The sequence below is a fragment of the Caproiciproducens lactatisolvens genome (assembly GCF_052443335.1).
Taxonomy (GTDB): Bacteria; Bacillota; Clostridia; order Oscillospirales; family Acutalibacteraceae; genus Caproiciproducens.
The window spans coordinates 2,002,571-2,020,210 of the sequence record NZ_CP195750.1 but is presented as its reverse complement, the minus strand read 5'-3'; the positions used below and the strand labels follow the sequence as shown (position 1 = coordinate 2,020,210).

Sequence of the window (17,640 nt, the reverse complement as noted above, 5' to 3'; positions counted from 1 at the left end):
ATAAAATTTCTGAGGCGGCTTTCATTGCGAGGCTATGGCCTGTTCCAAAATGTCGAGGGCGCGGCAAAGCTGCTCCTCCGTAATAATCAGCGGGGGGGAGAGGATGATGCAGCTGCCTTTCGAGACTTTGAAGCTCAGCCCGTTTTCAAGGCAGCGGTACAGTACGCGCTCCGCCATCCGGACCGCCTGCTCTCCGTTCTTCCGGCCCGACGCCAGTTCCAGACATCCCAGCAAACCGATGCACCTCACGTCGCCGATGATTGGATTGCGTTTTTGCATATCCTTCAGCCGCCGCGCCATCAGGCTGCCGAGTACGGCCGTGTGCTCCAGCAGATGTTCCTTTCGGATGCATTCGATTACCGCCAGCCCCGCCGCCGCTCCCAGCGGGCTTTTCTCATGCGTAAAGTGTCCCAATGAAATGTCCCCCGCGCAGTCGAAACGTCCGTCCGCCAGCAGGGCGGCAAACGGAACCGCGCCTCCGCCCAGGCCTTTTCCCAGAATCACCATGTCCGGTCTGACCCCGAAATGCTCGTGCGCAAAAAAAGTACCCGTTCTTCCTAAAGCGGTGGGAATTTCGTCAAATATCAATAAAATTTCGTAATGGTCACAAAGGCTCCGTATTCTTTCAAAATATTCAGCGGGAGGAATCTGCACATCCGTGGCCCTTACCGGCTCCATAATCAGCGCGGCGACGTCCCCTTCCATTTTCAGCACATATTCCAGATAATCCAGGCATTTCAGGCCGCAGTCGCCGCAGCGGCCAAACACACAGCGAAAGGAATTATACGGGGGGATATGGATGTCTCCGGGCAGCAGCGGACCGATTCCGCAGCGGAAATCTCTTTCGCCGCCCACGGAAATGGCCCCTAAGGTAGCCCCGTGAAAGGAATCCCACATGGAAATGGTTTTATAGCGTCCGGTGTATCTTCTGGCAAGCTTGACCGCCATTTCCACCGCTTCGGAGCCTCCCGGCGCGAAAAGGACCTTCGCGGGCCCCCCGCTCCAAAGCTCGATCAGCTGTTCCGCAAGGCGGACCGGTGTCTCGCTGGTGTAGCGGCGCGGCACGAACGAGAGGTCTTCAAGCTGCGCGCGCAGCGCCTTCATCACATATGGGTTGCGGTAGCCGAGCTGATGGGCGCTGTTTCCATGGAAGTCCATGTAGCTCCTTCCGTCGAGATCATACAGGTAAATGCCGGCGGCGCTCTGCACGGCGTTGAGACAGGGAGTTGAAAGGGACTGGGAGAAAAAAGCCCTGCGATCCCTTTCGATCAGGTCCGCTGCTTCCGTGCTCAGAAATTTCTCCTGCCATGTAAGGCGCAGTTCCGACAGGTTCGTGTCTCCCTCTGTTTGACAACGGTTTTCCATATTCATTCTCTGCTCCCCGGTTCAGTACCGAACCGGTACGCAAATCTTTTGAACGCGCAGCGCGGCTTCAAAAACCCTGAAAAAATCTTCTACATCCTGCTCATCGATCGCCCCCAGACTGCAAAGCCGAAACGTGCCGGAAATGATGCCGGAATAAATGGTGAATCCCCGCTCATAGCAATAGTCGTGGATTTTATCGAGATCCCAATTTGGGTCCGCGGGATATTTGAAGGTAACGACCAGCCCACTCTGAAGCTCTTTGCGTATGATGTCCCGGAGCCCAAGCCTTTCGCTGCATTCATGGATTTTTTTCCACACCCTGCGGTGGCGTGCGTATTTTGCGGACTCACCCTCCTCCCAGAACTCCTCGAGCGCTTTCTGAAGCGCGTAAACGGTCTGGACCGGAGGCGTAAAATGCATCTGTCCTGTCGTTTTGTAATATTGGTACTGCATGTAAAGATTGCAATAATAGGAACGCGTGGGGTAGTCCTTCGTCTTTCGGATCATGGCTTCGTTGCCGACAATAAAAGAAAGGCCCGCCATAGCCGTCAGCCCCTTTTGGGCGGACGCCATCAGAAAGTCGATATTGTCCCGTTCCATGTCGATGGGAAGCAGCGCGTAGGTGGATGTTGTGTCGGCCACAAACACGGCGCCGTGCCGGTGAGCCAGCGCGCCGATCTCTCTGACAGGATTCAGGATGCCGGTTCCCGTTTCATTGTGGGTGGTGTATACAATCGCAATATCGGGATTGGCCTGAAGAGTTTTTTCCGTAAGCTCCAGATCGGGCAGCTCGTCAATCGGAAAATTCAGTTCCACATACGGCAGCCCATAGGCCTGACAGGCATCGACCGCGCGTGAACTGTAGAATCCGTTATTCAGAAACAGAATCTTTTTCTCCGCGGGCAAAAGCGAATTGATTGCGACGTCGATATTTATAGTACCCGACCCGCAGAACAGCACGGCGGTATATTTTGCGGGATCCCCATGTACAATGCGGATCAGCTGCTGGCGAATCCATTCCATGACATTCCCGAATTCCTGTTCTCTGGGGCAGATATCCGGAACGACCTGTGCCATTTTAACCGTGTCGGTTGTTGTTGCCGGCCCGGGAGTAAGAAGAATATTTCTTTTGACCGATTGCATCCCATGCACCTCTTTCATCAATTTAAGGTCATCCTATCATGGCACCATGTTAGCGTCAACAACTGCGAGGTTAAATGTTCATTAACAGAGCACGCCTTCACCCGGCACCTTTTTCTGACCCAACAGAGTATTCTCCAGGTTACCCGAAGAAACTGAAAGTCGCATGAGTATTGAGAAGACAGCGATGAAGAAAGACTTCTCCGTTGCGACGGCCTGCCGTGTCTGCGCCATGCCAAAGCAGCTTGATTATCTGCTGCTTAGGATATTCGGAGTGCGAGTATTCCGTTCATTCTTACTTCCGGTACGAGTAATATCAATGGTTTGCAGGTAATCGGTAAGTAGTATTTATTATTTAATATATTTTTGATAAGTCTTTAAAAGTACTATGTTATCATAAGAAAAATGTATAACGCTTAAATACTTACGAGTGAGGTGAAAAAACGATGAATAAAACAAAAAAAGATATTCCCCTTGATTCTTTTACAATTGTTGTTGCTCCCCCTGTAAACCGCTTATCTACAACTTGTATTAACATCTATCAAGATGGAAAATTCAACATGAATGGCAAACTCTCAAGTATACTCGGAGGGAAATTCCTCCAGATTAGGCTTACGGATAATTGCCGAAATATGTGTATTCTGGAAGCGGATAGTGCAGGAGAATCAATAAAATTTCCACAAAGCGGATCTCGCAGATTACTCGAGCTCATTCCTATATTGAAAAAACGTGGGCTTGCACTTCCTGCTAAATATGAATTCTGGTACAGCGAGACAACTAAGAGCTGGCAAGGAGAATATATCGAAAACCCTACGAAAAGGCTTTTGGCAAAGTCTCGAGATTCAAAGAAGAATTGAAGGCTCTTCCAAAGGCATTTGTAGTTGCTATAACTCAGTTTTTAACAGAGTCGATATCTGAGGACCTTTTTCATGAAATGATAGTTTGCTGTTATACTGTTAAAGAAAAGTATAAGGGAAATAACTTTTCTATACATGTTCACAGCTTAATATCCGAAACGATAAGAAAAAGAAATCATGAAACACGGTACCTATATAATTCATATAGGAACATTTCTTTAAATCAATGCATTGGCGACAGTAAACACCCGGTTTCAGATTGGCTTGATTTATCCGATTGGGATGAGTGGGAATAAATAAAAAGCCGTCGACATAGATCTACGGCCTTTTCGATGGTGCCGGTGGCCGGACTCGGGTATTGGCACGCTGAACCCGCGTTCCGCGAGTCCCTGCATTTATCCGGAAGGATCTGATTTTCTGATGTTTCTCCCAACCTGCACCGCGGTTCGGGAAATGGAGCCATCAACGCGAAAAAGCAGCCCGGCCCACAAGGGCCGAACTGCTTTTTGGTGCCGGTGGCCGGACTCGAACCGGCACGGTATCGCTACCGGTGGATTTTGAGTCCACTACGTCTGCCAATTCCATCACACCGGCATGAACAACGTGTTATATTATATAATAAACTTATAAAAAAAGCAATATAAACCTTTATGAAAGTCGAATAAATTGGGGTGCTTCCCGGCTGGCCGGGTTACACCCCGTTTTTCATTCTATTGCTTACACTCCGAACATGGTAATGCAGTGCCTTGGGCAAACGCCGGCGCAGTCGCCGCAGCCGACACATTTGGCAGGATCGACGGCCGCAAGGGAATTTGCGACATGAATGGCGTCGTGCTGACAGGTCTTTTCACATTTCATACAGCCGATGCAGCCGACCTTACAGACTTTGCTGGTCAGGGCGCCTTTGTCGCAGTTGCTGCATCGGACCACCGCCTGCTTTGTCGCGGGGACAAACGAAATCAGGTGTTTCGGACAGGCTTTTACACACATGGAACAGCCTCTGCACTTGACCGGGTCAATTTTGGAAACGCCGTTGCAAACACTGATCGCGCCGTATTGGCAGGCGTTCATACAGTCGCCCAAGCCCATGCAGCCATACTGACAGCTTGCCACGCCGCCGGCGACGATCGCCGCTCCCGCGCAGGTCGCGATTCCTTCGTACTCCACTTTATCGGTCGTATTGTCATAGCTGCCAAGGCAGTGGACCAAAGCCACCTTTGATTCCACGTCGCCCAGGTCGCAGCCAAGGTATTCGGAAATGGCTTTGGCTACCGCCGCACCGCCCACCGGGCAGAGTCCGGGTTTCGCCTCGCCCGAGGACAGCGCCTTTGCGTAGCCGTCACAACCGGAATATCCGCAGGCGCCGCAGTTGGCTCCCGGCAGCATATCGCGAATTGCCTCGGCCTTTTCGTCCTTGGGCACGGCCATGACGATCGACGCAATCGCAAGGATGAGGCCCGCCAACAGGCCGATCCCGGCCACAATCAGGACCGGAGTCAATATTTCATTCATATCTGCATCTCCTAACCCAGCATGCCGTCAACAAGGCCCTGAAAGCCGAGAAACGACACGGCTGTCAGCGACGCGGCAACCAGTGTGATCGGCAAACCCTGAAGGAATTTTGGAATATCGTTGTTTTCAATTCTTTCCCGCACGCCCGCGAAGATAACCATGGCCACCAGAAAGCCGATGCCGGAGCCAAACGCGTTTACAAGCGACTGGATAAAGCCGAAGGTCGGGTCGGACTGGCCTTTCTCAATGACCAGCATGGTTACACCAAGCACGGCGCAGTTAGTGGTAATGAGAGGGAGGTAAATGCCGAGCGCATTGTACAGGGAAGGAATGTATTTTTTCAATACCGTCTCAATAAACTGAACGAGGGCCGCAATAATCAGAATAAACACGATCGTCTGCAAGTACGCGAGGTCCAGCGGAACCAGTACATAGGTATAAATCGGCCACGTCGCCGCAGTGGAAATCACCATGACGACGGTGACCGCAATGCTCATGCCGGTTGCGGTGTCGAGCTTTTTGGAAACGCCCAGAAAAGGGCAGATGCCCAGAAATTTATTGAGGATGTAGTTTTCGGTCAGTATGGCAGCCAAAAAAATAGCGACTAATCCTTTGATCATTTTCCCGCACACTCCTTTTCTTTTTCAGCCATCATGGAGCAGTTTCCGCAGAGAGGACAGTTCTGGCAGCCCAGCTCAGCCGGTTCGGCGCCCTTTTCAGCAGCCAGCTTGTTTGCCAGCGCAATCATCATGCCGAACACGAAGAAGCCTCCCGGAGGGAGCAGGAAGATGATAATGGGCGATACAAATCCGGCGGTAATCGGGAATCCGAAAACCGTTCCGGCGCCCAGAAGTTCGCGGATGATGCCCATCACCAGCAGCGTGGCGGTAAAGCCGGCTCCCATCCCCAGGGCGTCCAGAACGGACGGAAGGACCTTGTTTTTGTTCGCGAACATCTCGGCCCTGCCCAGAATGATGCAGTTCACGACGATCAGGGGGAGGTAGATGCCGAGCGCCGCTTTCAGGCTGGGGGAATACGCTTCGATCAGCATCTGTACAATGGTGACGAATCCCGCGATCAGCGTAATATAGCAGGGGATACGCACCTTATCCGGAATGACCCTGCGCAGCAGGGAAATGACCGTATTGGACCCCACCAGCACAAAGGTCGTGGCAAGTCCCATGCCGATCGCGTTGCTTGCGGAGGTGCTCAGCGCAAGCGTGGCGCAGGTGCCGAGTACAAGGCGAAGAACAGGATTTTCCTTGATGATGCCTTTGCTGAATTCCTGCCATGGAGTTTTCGACATTTCATTCGCCCCCCTTTACATTTTGATATTCTTTAATCGCGTCGTTCACGCATGCGGTGACGGCTTTACTCGTTATGGTAGCGCCCGTCATCGCCTCGATCTGCGTGTCCGAAGCCGTGCCGGATTTAATGACTTCAAATCCGTTTTCGGGGACGGCCTTTTTGTACTGAACGCGAAAACTTTCTTTTTCCGCGTTCAGGCCGAGGCCCGGCGTATCGCCGATGGCCAGCAGGACGACGCCGGTGATCTTGCCATCCTTGTCAATGCCGGTCATCACCTTCAGATCGCCGCCGTAGCTTTTTGTCTTGGTGGTAAACACATATCCGGCAAGCGAGTTTCCGTTTTTGCCGATCGCGTACGTACCGTCTTTGGAATTCTCAAAATCCTTCGCGGAAGGAAGCACAAGCTGGCGGGAAGCGGATTCGGACTGTTGGTTGATCTCCACGATTTTATCGCGCGTCATCAGGTTTGTGCCCGCCAGCAGGACCGCGGTGACCAAACAGATCACAAACAGTGTGAGGGCGGGGGTGAGCACCTCTTTTGTGTCAATCTTCAACTTTCACACGCTCCTTTCCAAATGCCCTGGGACGTGTCAAGCGTTCGATATGCGGCACCAGAAGGTTCATCAGGATGATGGAGAAGGACACGCCTTCCGGAAGCTGACCGAAAACACGGATCAGCATGGTAATGACGCCCGCGCCGACGGCAAAGACGATCTTGCCCTTCAGGTTGATCGGGGAGGTAGCGTAATCGGTCGCCATGAAGATGGCGCCGAGCAGCAGGCCGCCCGCGAGCAGGTCGAACAGAACGTTCCTTCCCGCAATCAGGGAGATCACGGCGACGGAGCCGATATAGCACAGCGGGATGACGGGGCTGATGACCCCGCGCACCACCAGGTAGATACCGCCGAGAATCAGCGCCACCGCGCAGGTTTCCCCAAGACATCCCGCGCGGGCGCCGACCAGCATATTGAGCAGCGTCGGCATGGTGCCGCTTGCGCCCTCCTTCAAGATGCCGAGCGGGGAAGCGGTGGTCATCGCGTCGGTGCTGTGCAGATAATAAAACGGGGCGTTCCAGCTGCTCATCTGGGCGGGGAAGGAGGACATCAGGATAATGCGCGCGGTCAGCGCCGGGTTCACAAAGTTCTGCCCGATTCCGCCGAACATCTGCTTTACCACCACAATGGCGGCAATTCCGCCGAAGATGACAATGAACGGGCTGACGCCCACGGGTACGTTAAATGCAAGGAGGATTCCGGTTACTACGGCGCTCAGGTCGCCGATGGTGTTTTCACGCTTCATGACCTTTCTGCAGACATATTCGCTGAGGACGCAGGAAGCAACGGAACAAAGGATCAGCACGAGGGCCTTGAATCCGAAGATAATCACGGAAGCGATTGCCGCCGGAGTCAGCGCAATGATGACGTCCAGCATGATTTTGCGGGTCGTCACGCCGCTTCTGATATGGGGAGAGGACGATACGATCAGTTTCTCTGCCATTATTTTTTACCTCCCGCTTTTACCAGTCCCTTGCCGAGCCGGATGGCCTGTACAAGAGGTCTGCCCGCCGGGCAGCTGAAGGCGCAGGTGCCGCATTCCATGCAGGTCATGACGTCATATTCCTGAAGCTTTTCAACATCCTTGGCATTGGAGTATTTTTCAAGCTGCGTGGGGATCAGATTCATAGGACAGCCGTCCACACAGCGGCCGCAGCGGATGCAGGCGGTCGGCGCGTTCATCCGGGCTTCCTTTTCTCCGAACGCGAGGATGCCGTTGTTTTGCTTCAATACTGGAAGCTCGTCGCTGGCCAGGGCAAGACCCATCATGGGGCCGCCCATTAAAAGTTTTTTCGGCTCCGACCGGTACCCGCCGCAGAATTCAATCATGTCGGCGATCTTTGTGCCGATCGGGACAATGACATTCTGTGGATTCCGGATCGCCGACCCGTCGACGGTGACCCGCTTTGTCACAAGCGGCATCCCTGTTTTCAGGTATTTGGCAATAAAGGAAACAGAGGTAATGTTCATCACGAGGCAGCCCACGTCGGCGGGCAGCTTTCCCATCGGGATTTCGCGGTCCGTACAGGCCTTGATCAGTACCTTTTCAGCGCCCTGCGGATAACGCGCGTGCAGGGGAAGAATGCGCACGCGGTCTTCCGGGTCATTTGTTTTGCTGTCCGCGATTTTTTTCAGAATTTCAATGACGTCCGGCTTGTTGTCTTCCACGGCAATGATCACGCGTTCCAGCTTTAACAGATCTGCAACGGCGTAAATCCCCGAAAGCACGTCCCAGGAATTTTCAATCGCCTCGCGATTGTCCGCTGTTATGTACGGTTCGCATTCCGCCGCGTTGACAATCATGGTATCGAGCTTTTTATCCTTTGGAACATGGAGCTTTACGTGCGCCGGGAACCCCGCGCCGCCAAGTCCTACCAGCCCCGATTCCCGGATCGCCTTCGTAAACGCTTCCGGCGTTTCCGTTGCCGGCGGTTTTACGTCCGGGGAAACGGCCATCTGACCGTCGGAGTCGATGACAACCGCGTCGGTGTACTGTCCGCCGGGCAGCATGACCTTTTTGATCGCGCTGACTCTGCCTGAGACGCTCGCATGAATCGGAGCGCTGATGAATGCGCCGCTGTCCGCAATTTTCTGTCCCACCAGAACGGTTTCGCCAACTTTTACAAGCGGAGCGCAGGGAGCGCCTGCATGCTGCTGCATGGGCAGCACCACCTGTGCCGGAGGCGGCATCACGGCGGACTCAGCCTGCGCCGTGTTCTTATTGTGGGGAACGTCCGCACCGCCATGCGTTTTGAATGGCTTGGCCGGAAATGTCAATTCCATGTTTTTTCCTCCATATTTTACTCATCTGTTATCAGACCGGTAAACGGTTCTGATATCCATGAAAAACACGCCTGCAGAGTTTGTCCACAGACGTGCTGCGGGAAACGAATGTTGCCGGAATGTGTTTGAGAATATAGAACATAAAGATCTTAATATTCTGATTTTAACTCGTTTTATTTCAAAATATATTGCTTTTCGACAATTTTAAAAGAATTTACAAGATTATCAGTGACGAATACCTGATGATCGCTGTTGATAAAGATTCCGCCGGCGTTGTATTCCTTCAGAAGAGCGGTCCCCTTCTCTTTTCCCAAAACAAAACAGGCGGTGGAAAGCGCGTCGCTCAGCGCGCCGTTGTCACAGACCACCGTGCAAACAGCTTTTCCTGCAGGCCGTGCTCCACTAACAGCGCGCGGAACCGCCCGATGGTATCTCCATCCGGCGCCTGATTGCTTGATTCCACTCCGCAAAATTCCGAAAAGGCGCGGCTGTCGATGACTTGCGTCATGGTCGCCATGTCCGACCGGTTGTACAGATTTTGAACCAGATAGATTCGTCATATCTTCAATTTCTTTGAATGCTGAAAAAAATCTTCGCTCCCGGCAGATATTTCTTGTAGGGCAGACGATGTTTATCAATTTCGCCTACGACATTCGCAAGAACTTCTTGTTTGCGGTTTGTCGCCTGGAACTTTTCAAACTCTTTCCTAACAATGATAGTTGCCAGATGCTGAAACGGACGCATTTTTTTCGGGTATCCTGACAGGCCGATACAGCCTATTCGCTTTGCTTATACAGGCAACAACCCTATTGTAGCCGAGTAATGTGCCCTGTAATTTTTTTGCATCCTCCATACCAATGGCAAGTTCATCAATTTCTCCGGACATAATTCTCCTTGCACCTTCATGAACTTGTCCCCGTCGTGCCGGCTGCATTGTTGTGATGATAACTCCGCCTTCACCCATAAAGTTTACATTTTTTATTAACTGAATTTTTCCATGGCAGATAATTACCCAACCAGTGAAATAAGGCGCATAAGGTTATCCATAGTAAGCATGAGGTCGCTCCTGCTGCGCTTTTTTGCTTCGTCAAACGGTACCGCAACACGATTGATACTGAAAATGGCATTGACCCCCTGATCGTACATTCCTTCAATATTATCACCAATATCACCCACAACGGCGATAACGGGGACTCCCTTTTCTTTTGCGCGGCGTGCTACACCGATCACTACCTTGCCGCGCAGCGATTGAAAATCGATTTTACCCTCGCCAGTAAATACCAAATCCGCGCCTTCAAGAAGCGAATTGAAATGAACCGTATCCAGCACGGTTTCAATGCCCATTTGCAGCCTGCTGCCGAAAAAAGCCACCATACCGCCGCCCATTCCGCCTGCGGCGCCGGCGCCTGCAAGATGAATGATGTCTTTCCCCAGATCTCTTTTTACCACCGCTGCCATATGCGTAAGATTGCCATCCAGCACTTTTACCATCGCCTCATCTGCACCTTTTTGCGGTCCGAATACCGCTGCGGCGCCCTGGGGTCCGCACAGAGGGTTGTCAATATCGCACATCGTGATCAACTCTACTCCCGCAAGAGCCGGGCTGAGTCCGCTGACGTCAATTGAAGCAATGTTGCATAAAGTTTCGCCGACAGGGATAAAAGATTGGCCTTCTGCATTCATAAAGCGGACACCTAACGCAGCCGCAGCACCTGCGCCCCCGTCATTGGTAGCACTGCCGCCAAGACCGACAATAATTTTTTTACAGCCCGCCTTTGCCGCATGCTCTATCAACTGACCGACACCGTAGGTTGTGGTTTTTTCTGCATGTCGATTATCCCCTGCCAGAGGCAGACCTGCCGCGGCAGCCATTTCCACTACTGCAGTATGGTCAGGCAAACACCCGTAAAAGCTCTGTACCTCTTCAAAATAGGGTCCTTTTACAGAAAGCTGCACCTTTTCACCCCCAACGGCAGTTAAAAAGGATTCCACACTTCCCTCACCGCCGTCTGCCACTGGAATGCTGATTATTTCCGCATGGGGGTAATAACGATGAATGGACTTTTCCATAATGGTGCATATTTCACTGGACGACATCGTCCCCTTAAAAGAATCAGGGATTAGTAAGACCTTTTTCATAATGTTCTCCGTTCTCCTTTGTGTGTGGTTACAGGGTTAAAAGCATTGGGACGGTAATCTCTCTTACCGTCCCAGAAATAGTATCGTAAAAGCCGAATGGGCAATTTAATGTAAAAAGAGCGATAGGACAAAAACGCCTGCCATTGCGGCAACACCTTCAACCAAAGTAACCATAGTTTGTGTTTTGTAACCCTGTTCCGGCTTCAATGCGCCAAAATTGGTAACAACCCAGAAATAGGAGTCGTTTGCATGGGAGACGGTCATTGCACCGGCGCCGATGGCCATCACGGTAAGAGCGCTCAGAACAGGCACCCCCAGCCCCATAAGATCCATCAGCGGAGCCATGATGCCGGCTGTGGTTGTAATAGCAACGGTTGAGGAACCTTGCGCAGATTTGAGGATAGCTGCCAAAAGGAACGGGAAGAAGATGCCTACTGTCTGCAAAAGCGATGCATTGGATGTGATGAACTGTACCATACCGGATACGGCAATCACCTTGCCAAGCACGCCGCCCGCTGCGGTGACAAACAGGATCGGCCCAACGGTTTTTAAAGTTTCATCGGTGATATTGTAGAACTTTTTCATTTGTTTGGTGTCCACCAGCAGCCATACGCCAAACAGGGTTCCTATGGCAAGGGCGATAATGGGAGTGCCGAGGAACGTACACATGATGAGCGCTGAACCGGTCCATTTGGACATAGAAGCAATGGAACCGAGAGCCATAAGCAAAACGGGAACAATGATTGGGCTAAGTGCAAGGGCCCCGTTTGGCAGACGGCCGTATTCTGCGACGACTTGCTCATAGGTCTTTATGATTTCGCCGTCCGCTGCCTTCGCATCATACTCATCAGCGGCTTTCACTTTTTTACTGATGTATTTGGAATAAAAATAAGCTGCCACAAGAGCTGGAATAGAGACAAGGGCACCCATACCCATTACTAAAAGCAGATTGTTGCCAATGCCAAGGGTATTGGCAGCCGCGATTGGCCCCGGCGTTGGAGGTATGAATACATGAGAAGCATACAAACCGGCCGACAGACAAACCGTCATAGCAACGCTGCTTTTGCGGGTACGCTGTACCAAAGCTTTGCGAATTGGGTTTAAGATGACAAAGCCGCTGTCACAGAACACAGGGATTGACACAACCCAGCCCATAAGCAGCATGGCAAGGTCGGGATGGTCGGGCCCAACCAATTTGATAACCATATCAGCCAGCTTAAAAGCCGCGCCCGTCGCCTCAAGGATAGTGCCGATCAGGGCACCCAAAATAATTACAATACCGATACTGGTGAATGTACCGCTGAAGCCTGCGCCGATTACGTTGGCCAGACCCTGCACCACCGTACCGTCGGCTTGTTCGACATCTGTCAGTGGAATTCCCGCAACAAGTCCCAAAATAAGGGATACGCTCATGATGGACAAAAATGGATGGACTTTCAGCTTTGAAATTGCCAGTATCATTACAATGATCGCAATAACAAACGCAATAATTAGACCGATTCCAGACATAAAATTACCCTCCTACAATGTATTCAAGCTTATAACAGCTTTCGCGAGTTCGGCAATTTTCCTAAAATCTTTGCACAAACTCTCTTTCTTTAACCTATATTATAACATTGCGGAAAGATTGTATATGTACTATATAACACAATTAGCCTTGAATTTATATTACCCATAACATCATAATTAAAAAATCATCAGTTCTATTGTATTAATTGCCCAAAATAAGCAATTCTTTTTGAATATCCCGAAAAAACAAAACAGCAATATAAAAAATTGCGCTGTTACTGGGAAGGCGCACGTCATAACCGGTACATTCTTCCAGTTTCTTCAGTTTGTATTGTAGGGTGTTCTTATGCATGAACAACCTTTCAGCCGATAAGCGGATGGAACCTTCGGCATGAAAGTAAACTTCTAAAATAGCAATCCAGTTACGCATTTTTTCAAAGCTGCAGCCTGCAAATATTTTACGCAGGTATTCTTCTTTCAATACCTTTGGAATCTCCTCCATGAATATTTCCATGTTAATTTGGTCGTACAGCATAATGCAGTAAGCGGGCACGTTACAGGCATGAGATGCTTTATTGGCCTTGATATAGGCGCCTCGGACGTCAGTTGTACCGGTTTCCCCATTGTCAATTCCCGCGAAAAGCGTCACATCAAATAAACTATGGATATGTTGACAAAGTTTTTCTGCTAATGCACGCATCTGAATGTCACTGCGAGGCATTACCAAACAAATTTGCTTCGTAGTAAGGCGCAAATAGACATTTCCCGGTTCCTCACAGATAAACTGACGGACAGCCTGCTCTATCTTTTCAATCACCTTCTGCCCCTCTCCGGTGCCGGCAAGGCGTTGAAAGTCTGCAAGCCGCAGCACCATGACCCGCCTTGGACGGGTGATGTCAATGTGCAGTGCGACGCCCCTTTCAATAAAGGCGTGGCCCAACTCTGCGCCTGTACCCAGAATCCAGTCTTCCAAAAAACGGCTTTCAATCTTCTTGTCAAACCGCTCCTGCTCCCGGGCGTAGCTTTCCCGCACCAGAATTTCCGTCATTTTTTTTACAATCTGCCCATAGTTAAAAACCTGCTCGTACCCGCCGGTGATGCCTATAACGCCGATGGTCTCACCGTTGATGATTATGGGAAGATTGAGTCCGGCGCGGGTGAAAGGAGTTTCTGTTTCGGGAGTCACATAAAATTCCGTAAGATGCTCGTCAATGATCTTTTTTGCACCTTCGTGGTAATTCCCTACACGGCTCGAATCGGTACTGGCAATAATATAACCTTGTGCATCCATCATATTTACATGCTGCTTGACAATAGTACTTATCTCGTTCACAATTTGCTGTGCACTTTGAGTGGAAATATGCATTTTGAATTCTCCTTTATCCTGTGTGATTGATTCTTACTTTGGTATACCACCTTACGAAGCAAAGCCTTAGAATACAGGTTATAAAGATTTTAATATTCTGAATTTTAACTCGTTTTATTTCAAAATATATTGCTTTTCGACAATTTTAAAAGAATTTACAAGATTATCCGTGACGAATACCTGATGATCGCTGTTGATAAAGATTCCGCCGGCGTTGTATTCCTTCAGAAGAGCGGTCCCCTTCTCTTTTCCCAAAACAAAACAGGCGGTGGAAAGCGCGTCGCTCAGCGCGCCGTTGTCACAGACTACCGTGACGGAAAGCAGGCCGTTGTTTTCCGGGTAGCCGGTTTTCGGGTTTAAAAGATGATGATAGGTAACGCCGCTTTCCGTAAAATTCTTTTCGTATGTACCGGAAGTGGACACAAAACCGGAGGCCAGGTCAATTGTGCCCATGGAAGCACTCTGCGCTTCGGAGCTGCGGGGATCGCGCACCGCCACACGCCAGGGCGATTTGTCCTGCTTGGTGCCGAATACTCCCACGCTGCCGCCGACGGCGACGATTCCGCAGTCCGCTCCGGCCTGCCGGTAGGCGGCGACTGCTTCGTCACAGGCGGCGCCCTTTCCGATCGCGCCCAGCTCGACCGCGGTATAGTGCAGCTTCAGGGACGCGGCGGAATCCTTTGGGTTTACTCTTAAATTGTTATAATCCACGTATTTCAAATAGGTATCGATTTCCGCCTTAGAGGGAACACGCTGGTTCTCTCCTCCGAAATCCCATAGGGAGGTAATCGGCAAGATGGTAGGGTCAAAGGCCCCGCCGGACTTCTGAGCGACGGTAAGGCTTTTTTGAAGCAGAGCGATGGTCCTCGCGTCGAGCCTGACCCAGCTGGAGCCGGAAGCCTGATTCAGCCTGTCGATATCGGAATCCGCGATTCTCCACGAAATCAGGTTTTCCAGCTCACCTATTTTTTTAGCGGCAGCGGTTGCCGCCGTCTCCGCGTTTTTCCCATAAACGGTCTGCTGGACATAAGTTCCCATTGCGAAGTTCGTACATTCGTAGCTGTCCGCGCGCTGTCCGAATCTGATCCAGAGGAAGGCCAGACAGACGATGACGGCGGTCAGCAGGACGCTGAGCGTCAGAATGATTTTTTTGTTTCTATCCATTGTTTCCTCCCTTGCATAACTGCTTAGAATTATATCACGATTTGTGGTTATTTCAAGAATTTCGCGGATTTATGAAAAGGGAAGCCAGTCACCGGCGCAGTTGTTGCCGGAAGCTGGCTTCCTGTGGTTTTCCGATTGTTTTCACTGGGGGGAAAGGGAATCATATTGTTTGGGAGCGCCGTTTACGTACCCGGATGTTTCAAGCCCACCGTCAAAAATGACAAACCTGCTTCTGCCGCAGCGCTTCGCTTCGTAAAGGGCGGCATCCGCCTTTTTATATAAGTCCGCGTAGGTCCTGCCGTCTTTCGGGTAAACCGCGATACCGATGCTGCCGGAGATGGAATACTGTTTCGGCCCGTTCTCGAAAGTCTGCTGCAGGCTCTGGTGAATGGCGTCTGCCTTTTCGGCCACCAGGGACAGGTCGCCGATGCTTTTCAGAAGCACCATGAATTCATCCCCGCCGACACGTCCCACCACGTCGGAGGTGCGGAACAGCTTTTTCAGCTTGCCGCCGATTTCCGCCAGCACCGCGTCGCCGAACATATGTCCAAGATGGTCGTTGATATCCTTGAAATGATCGACGTCGATGATGTACAGTGCGCAAAGCTCGTTGCCGACCAGCGCCTGCTCAATATACGCTTTTGTGGCGGATTTGTTCAGCAGCCCGGTCAGCCCGTCGCGCTGCGCTTTCTGCACCAGCTTTTGGGTGGCTTCCTTCTGGCAGGTGATGTCGCTGATCCTGCCGATAGCCCGGACCGGTTCGCCGTTCTGATTAAAAATCGTAGTGATCTTCATGCTGTACCAGAGATAGGAGCCCTGCCGGTCTTTCAGCCGGCATTCGCCTTCCGCGCTGTGCGCTCCGTTTTTGACGCCGGTAAACATGGAGCGGAACAGGTCAAGGTCGTCGGGGTGAATCATTTCGCTTTCCAGCACGCTGTCGGGAAAGTTCCGGATTGCGCCGCCGCTTCCGAACACAGAAAGGCCGCTTGTGCTGTTGGATACCGTCCCGTTGACGATGTCGTATTCAAAAATCATACTGTCCGACTGGTCCAGTACGATTTGATATCGTCCATTGCTGATTTCCAGCTCCTGCATGATTTCCCGTTGGTCGGTGATGTCCGTCAGCAGGCAGTAAAGCTCGGGCTCCATGCCGCTTTCGGCCATCAGCTGTCCCTTGTCGAGAACCCAGATCAGGGAGCCGTCCTTTCTTAACAGACGGTACTGCACGTCAATGACGCTGCCGTTCTGAAGCTGGGCGTCTATGCTCCGCTGAATGACCTCGCGGTCGGGCTCATAAACCATGAGGAGGAACCGGTTGTGAAAGAACCGCCCGATTTCTTCCGGGGTATATCCGGTCAGCTGCGGAAAGCCGTCGCTGCAGTACACGATCGTGAGAAAGCCGTCGTATTTGCAGTGCTGCACGCAGCCGGGGATATTGGCGGTCAGCGCTTTCAGTTCCTGAATCCCTTTTCTGACGTCGGCGTTTTTCCGGCGCAGCAGAACGACGAAGTAAGTTCCAAGCAGAAGAAAAGTCAGCGCGGTTCCCGCCACAGGAATTGCGCACAGCAGAAGAAGACGCCCGAATCTGGAAAAAACCGCGGTATCCGGGACCGCGGCGGCCAGGTACCAGTCCGTCCCCGCAACAGGAGCAAAGTAAAGATAACCGTAAGAACCGCCGGTCCCGTACTCCACGGCACCGCTTTCCGAGCGGTCCATGATCCCGCGGATGCGGTCAATGCTGTCCCGGTTGCCCTGGTTTCTGTTCAGCAGACAGGAGAACAGATTTTCCTCCTTGCTGTCAAACGGCGTGTCCGACTGAAGAATGACGCTGCCGTCGCGCCCGAGCAAAAGGCGGGAGCCGGCGCCGCCGTATACGGCTGTGCTGAGGGCGTCCGTCAGCGGCCCGGTGTCGGAAATCCCTATCAGGACGCCAGCTACGGCTTCCTTTCGATAGACCGGCACGGAAAAAAGCAGGCTCTTTTTGCCGTAAAAAGCAAAGGAGTCGCAGACTGCCTTTTGACCATTTAAGGATTTTTTAAAGAAATCATATTCCGCCACATTGCTTTTTTCGCCGCTGTCCGAAGTGCTGTCGCCGTTTAAATCCGCGATGGCGGTCTGTACGAACGCGCCGCTTTTTGTCAAAGAGTGCATCGCCTGTGTAACGGTTGGGTCGTTTTGAACCTCCCTGCTGCCGATCAAAGACGCCAGAGAGCCTAAAACCGCAAATTTTTCGCGGAACTGGCCGGACAATGCCGCGGAATTCTGTTGTTCGCTTTTCTCAATTTCCTGATCGGCAAAATTCCGGATATCTTTTTTCAGCTGAAAGGCAAACACAGTGAAGGAAGTAGTCAGGACAGAGCAGGAAATGGCAAGAATCAAAACCGTTTTCAGCTTTGGATTTGTTTTCACATGCTCACGTCCTTTCCAATAGCACGATTGAAAA

Annotated in this window: 16 protein-coding genes, 1 tRNA gene and 1 pseudogene; 1 reads left to right on the top strand and 17 read right to left on the bottom strand. The window is 51.4% G+C overall.

Features of this window, described 5'->3' with window-relative positions:
* Positions 1-21: 21 nt before the first annotated feature.
* Positions 22-1,365, bottom strand: a complete 1,344-nt coding sequence (locus tag ACRQV7_RS09935; RefSeq protein ID WP_444658003.1) for an aspartate aminotransferase family protein — start codon at positions 1,363-1,365, stop codon at positions 22-24.
* Between the two features lie 21 nt (positions 1,366-1,386).
* Positions 1,387-2,508 carry a 2-aminoethylphosphonate aminotransferase gene (locus ACRQV7_RS09930; protein ID WP_444658002.1) on the bottom strand — a complete coding sequence of 374 codons (1,122 nt, stop codon included), beginning with the start codon at positions 2,506-2,508 and terminating at the stop codon, positions 1,387-1,389.
* A 443-nt stretch (positions 2,509-2,951) separates the two neighbouring features.
* Here ACRQV7_RS09930 and ACRQV7_RS09925 point away from each other — a divergent pair, with 443 nt between their 5' ends.
* Positions 2,952-3,362 carry a hypothetical protein gene (locus ACRQV7_RS09925; protein ID WP_444658001.1) on the top strand — a complete coding sequence of 137 codons (411 nt, stop codon included), beginning with the start codon at positions 2,952-2,954 and terminating at the stop codon, positions 3,360-3,362.
* A gap of 507 nt (positions 3,363-3,869) precedes the next feature.
* Here the strand turns inward: ACRQV7_RS09925 and ACRQV7_RS09920 are convergent.
* The 15 genes and pseudogenes from ACRQV7_RS09920 to ACRQV7_RS09850 form a co-directional block, all read right to left on the bottom strand.
* Positions 3,870-3,956: transfer RNA gene (locus tag ACRQV7_RS09920), tRNA-Leu, on the bottom strand.
* Positions 3,957-4,079: 123 nt separating this feature from the next.
* Entirely contained in the window at positions 4,080-4,874 is a 795-nt protein-coding gene (locus ACRQV7_RS09915; RefSeq protein WP_444658000.1) for an RnfABCDGE type electron transport complex subunit B, read from the bottom strand.
* 11 nt (positions 4,875-4,885) lie between these two features.
* The gene (locus ACRQV7_RS09910; protein WP_444657999.1) at positions 4,886-5,494 is read right to left on the bottom strand and encodes an electron transport complex protein RnfA; all 609 of its coding nucleotides are present in this window, start codon (positions 5,492-5,494) and stop codon (positions 4,886-4,888) included.
* Positions 5,491-6,180: an electron transport complex subunit RsxE gene (gene rsxE / locus ACRQV7_RS09905; protein WP_444657998.1), complete on the bottom strand. Its 690-nt coding sequence runs from the start codon at positions 6,178-6,180 to the stop codon at positions 5,491-5,493. The genes ACRQV7_RS09910 and rsxE overlap by 4 nt, the downstream gene beginning before the upstream one ends.
* Position 6,181: 1 nt before the next feature.
* Positions 6,182-6,736: an FMN-binding protein gene (locus ACRQV7_RS09900; RefSeq protein WP_444657997.1), complete on the bottom strand. Its 555-nt coding sequence runs from the start codon at positions 6,734-6,736 to the stop codon at positions 6,182-6,184.
* Positions 6,726-7,679, bottom strand: a complete 954-nt coding sequence (locus ACRQV7_RS09895) for an RnfABCDGE type electron transport complex subunit D (protein ID WP_444657996.1) — start codon at positions 7,677-7,679, stop codon at positions 6,726-6,728. The genes ACRQV7_RS09900 and ACRQV7_RS09895 overlap by 11 nt, the downstream gene beginning before the upstream one ends.
* A complete protein-coding gene (gene rsxC, locus ACRQV7_RS09890) occupies positions 7,679-9,019 on the bottom strand; it encodes an electron transport complex subunit RsxC (protein WP_444657995.1) in 1,341 nt (446 codons plus the stop codon). The genes ACRQV7_RS09895 and rsxC overlap by 1 nt, the downstream gene beginning before the upstream one ends.
* 173 nt (positions 9,020-9,192) lie before the next feature.
* A complete protein-coding gene (locus ACRQV7_RS09885) occupies positions 9,193-9,387 on the bottom strand; it encodes a hypothetical protein (RefSeq protein WP_444657994.1) in 195 nt (64 codons plus the stop codon).
* Positions 9,387-9,575, bottom strand: a pseudogene (locus ACRQV7_RS09880) (transposase); the annotation flags it as partial. The gene ACRQV7_RS09885 and the pseudogene ACRQV7_RS09880, both read right to left, overlap by 1 nt.
* Positions 9,576-9,725: 150 nt before the next feature.
* Positions 9,726-10,001, bottom strand: coding sequence for a sugar diacid recognition domain-containing protein (locus ACRQV7_RS09875; protein ID WP_275718010.1), 276 nt, complete (start codon positions 9,999-10,001; stop codon positions 9,726-9,728).
* Between the two features lie 26 nt (positions 10,002-10,027).
* Complete coding sequence (locus ACRQV7_RS09870) at positions 10,028-11,158, bottom strand: glycerate kinase family protein (RefSeq protein WP_275718009.1); 1,131 nt, start codon at positions 11,156-11,158, stop codon at positions 10,028-10,030.
* Between the two features lie 105 nt (positions 11,159-11,263).
* Complete coding sequence (locus ACRQV7_RS09865) at positions 11,264-12,667, bottom strand: GntP family permease (RefSeq protein ID WP_275718008.1); 1,404 nt, start codon at positions 12,665-12,667, stop codon at positions 11,264-11,266.
* A 202-nt stretch (positions 12,668-12,869) separates the two neighbouring features.
* Complete coding sequence (locus tag ACRQV7_RS09860) at positions 12,870-14,033, bottom strand: CdaR family transcriptional regulator (protein ID WP_275718007.1); 1,164 nt, start codon at positions 14,031-14,033, stop codon at positions 12,870-12,872.
* A gap of 114 nt (positions 14,034-14,147) precedes the next feature.
* The gene (locus ACRQV7_RS09855; RefSeq protein WP_444657993.1) at positions 14,148-15,197 is read right to left on the bottom strand and encodes an FAD:protein FMN transferase; all 1,050 of its coding nucleotides are present in this window, start codon (positions 15,195-15,197) and stop codon (positions 14,148-14,150) included.
* Between the two features lie 141 nt (positions 15,198-15,338).
* The gene (locus ACRQV7_RS09850) at positions 15,339-17,606 is read right to left on the bottom strand and encodes a diguanylate cyclase domain-containing protein (protein WP_444657992.1); all 2,268 of its coding nucleotides are present in this window, start codon (positions 17,604-17,606) and stop codon (positions 15,339-15,341) included.
* Positions 17,607-17,640 lie beyond the last annotated feature (34 nt).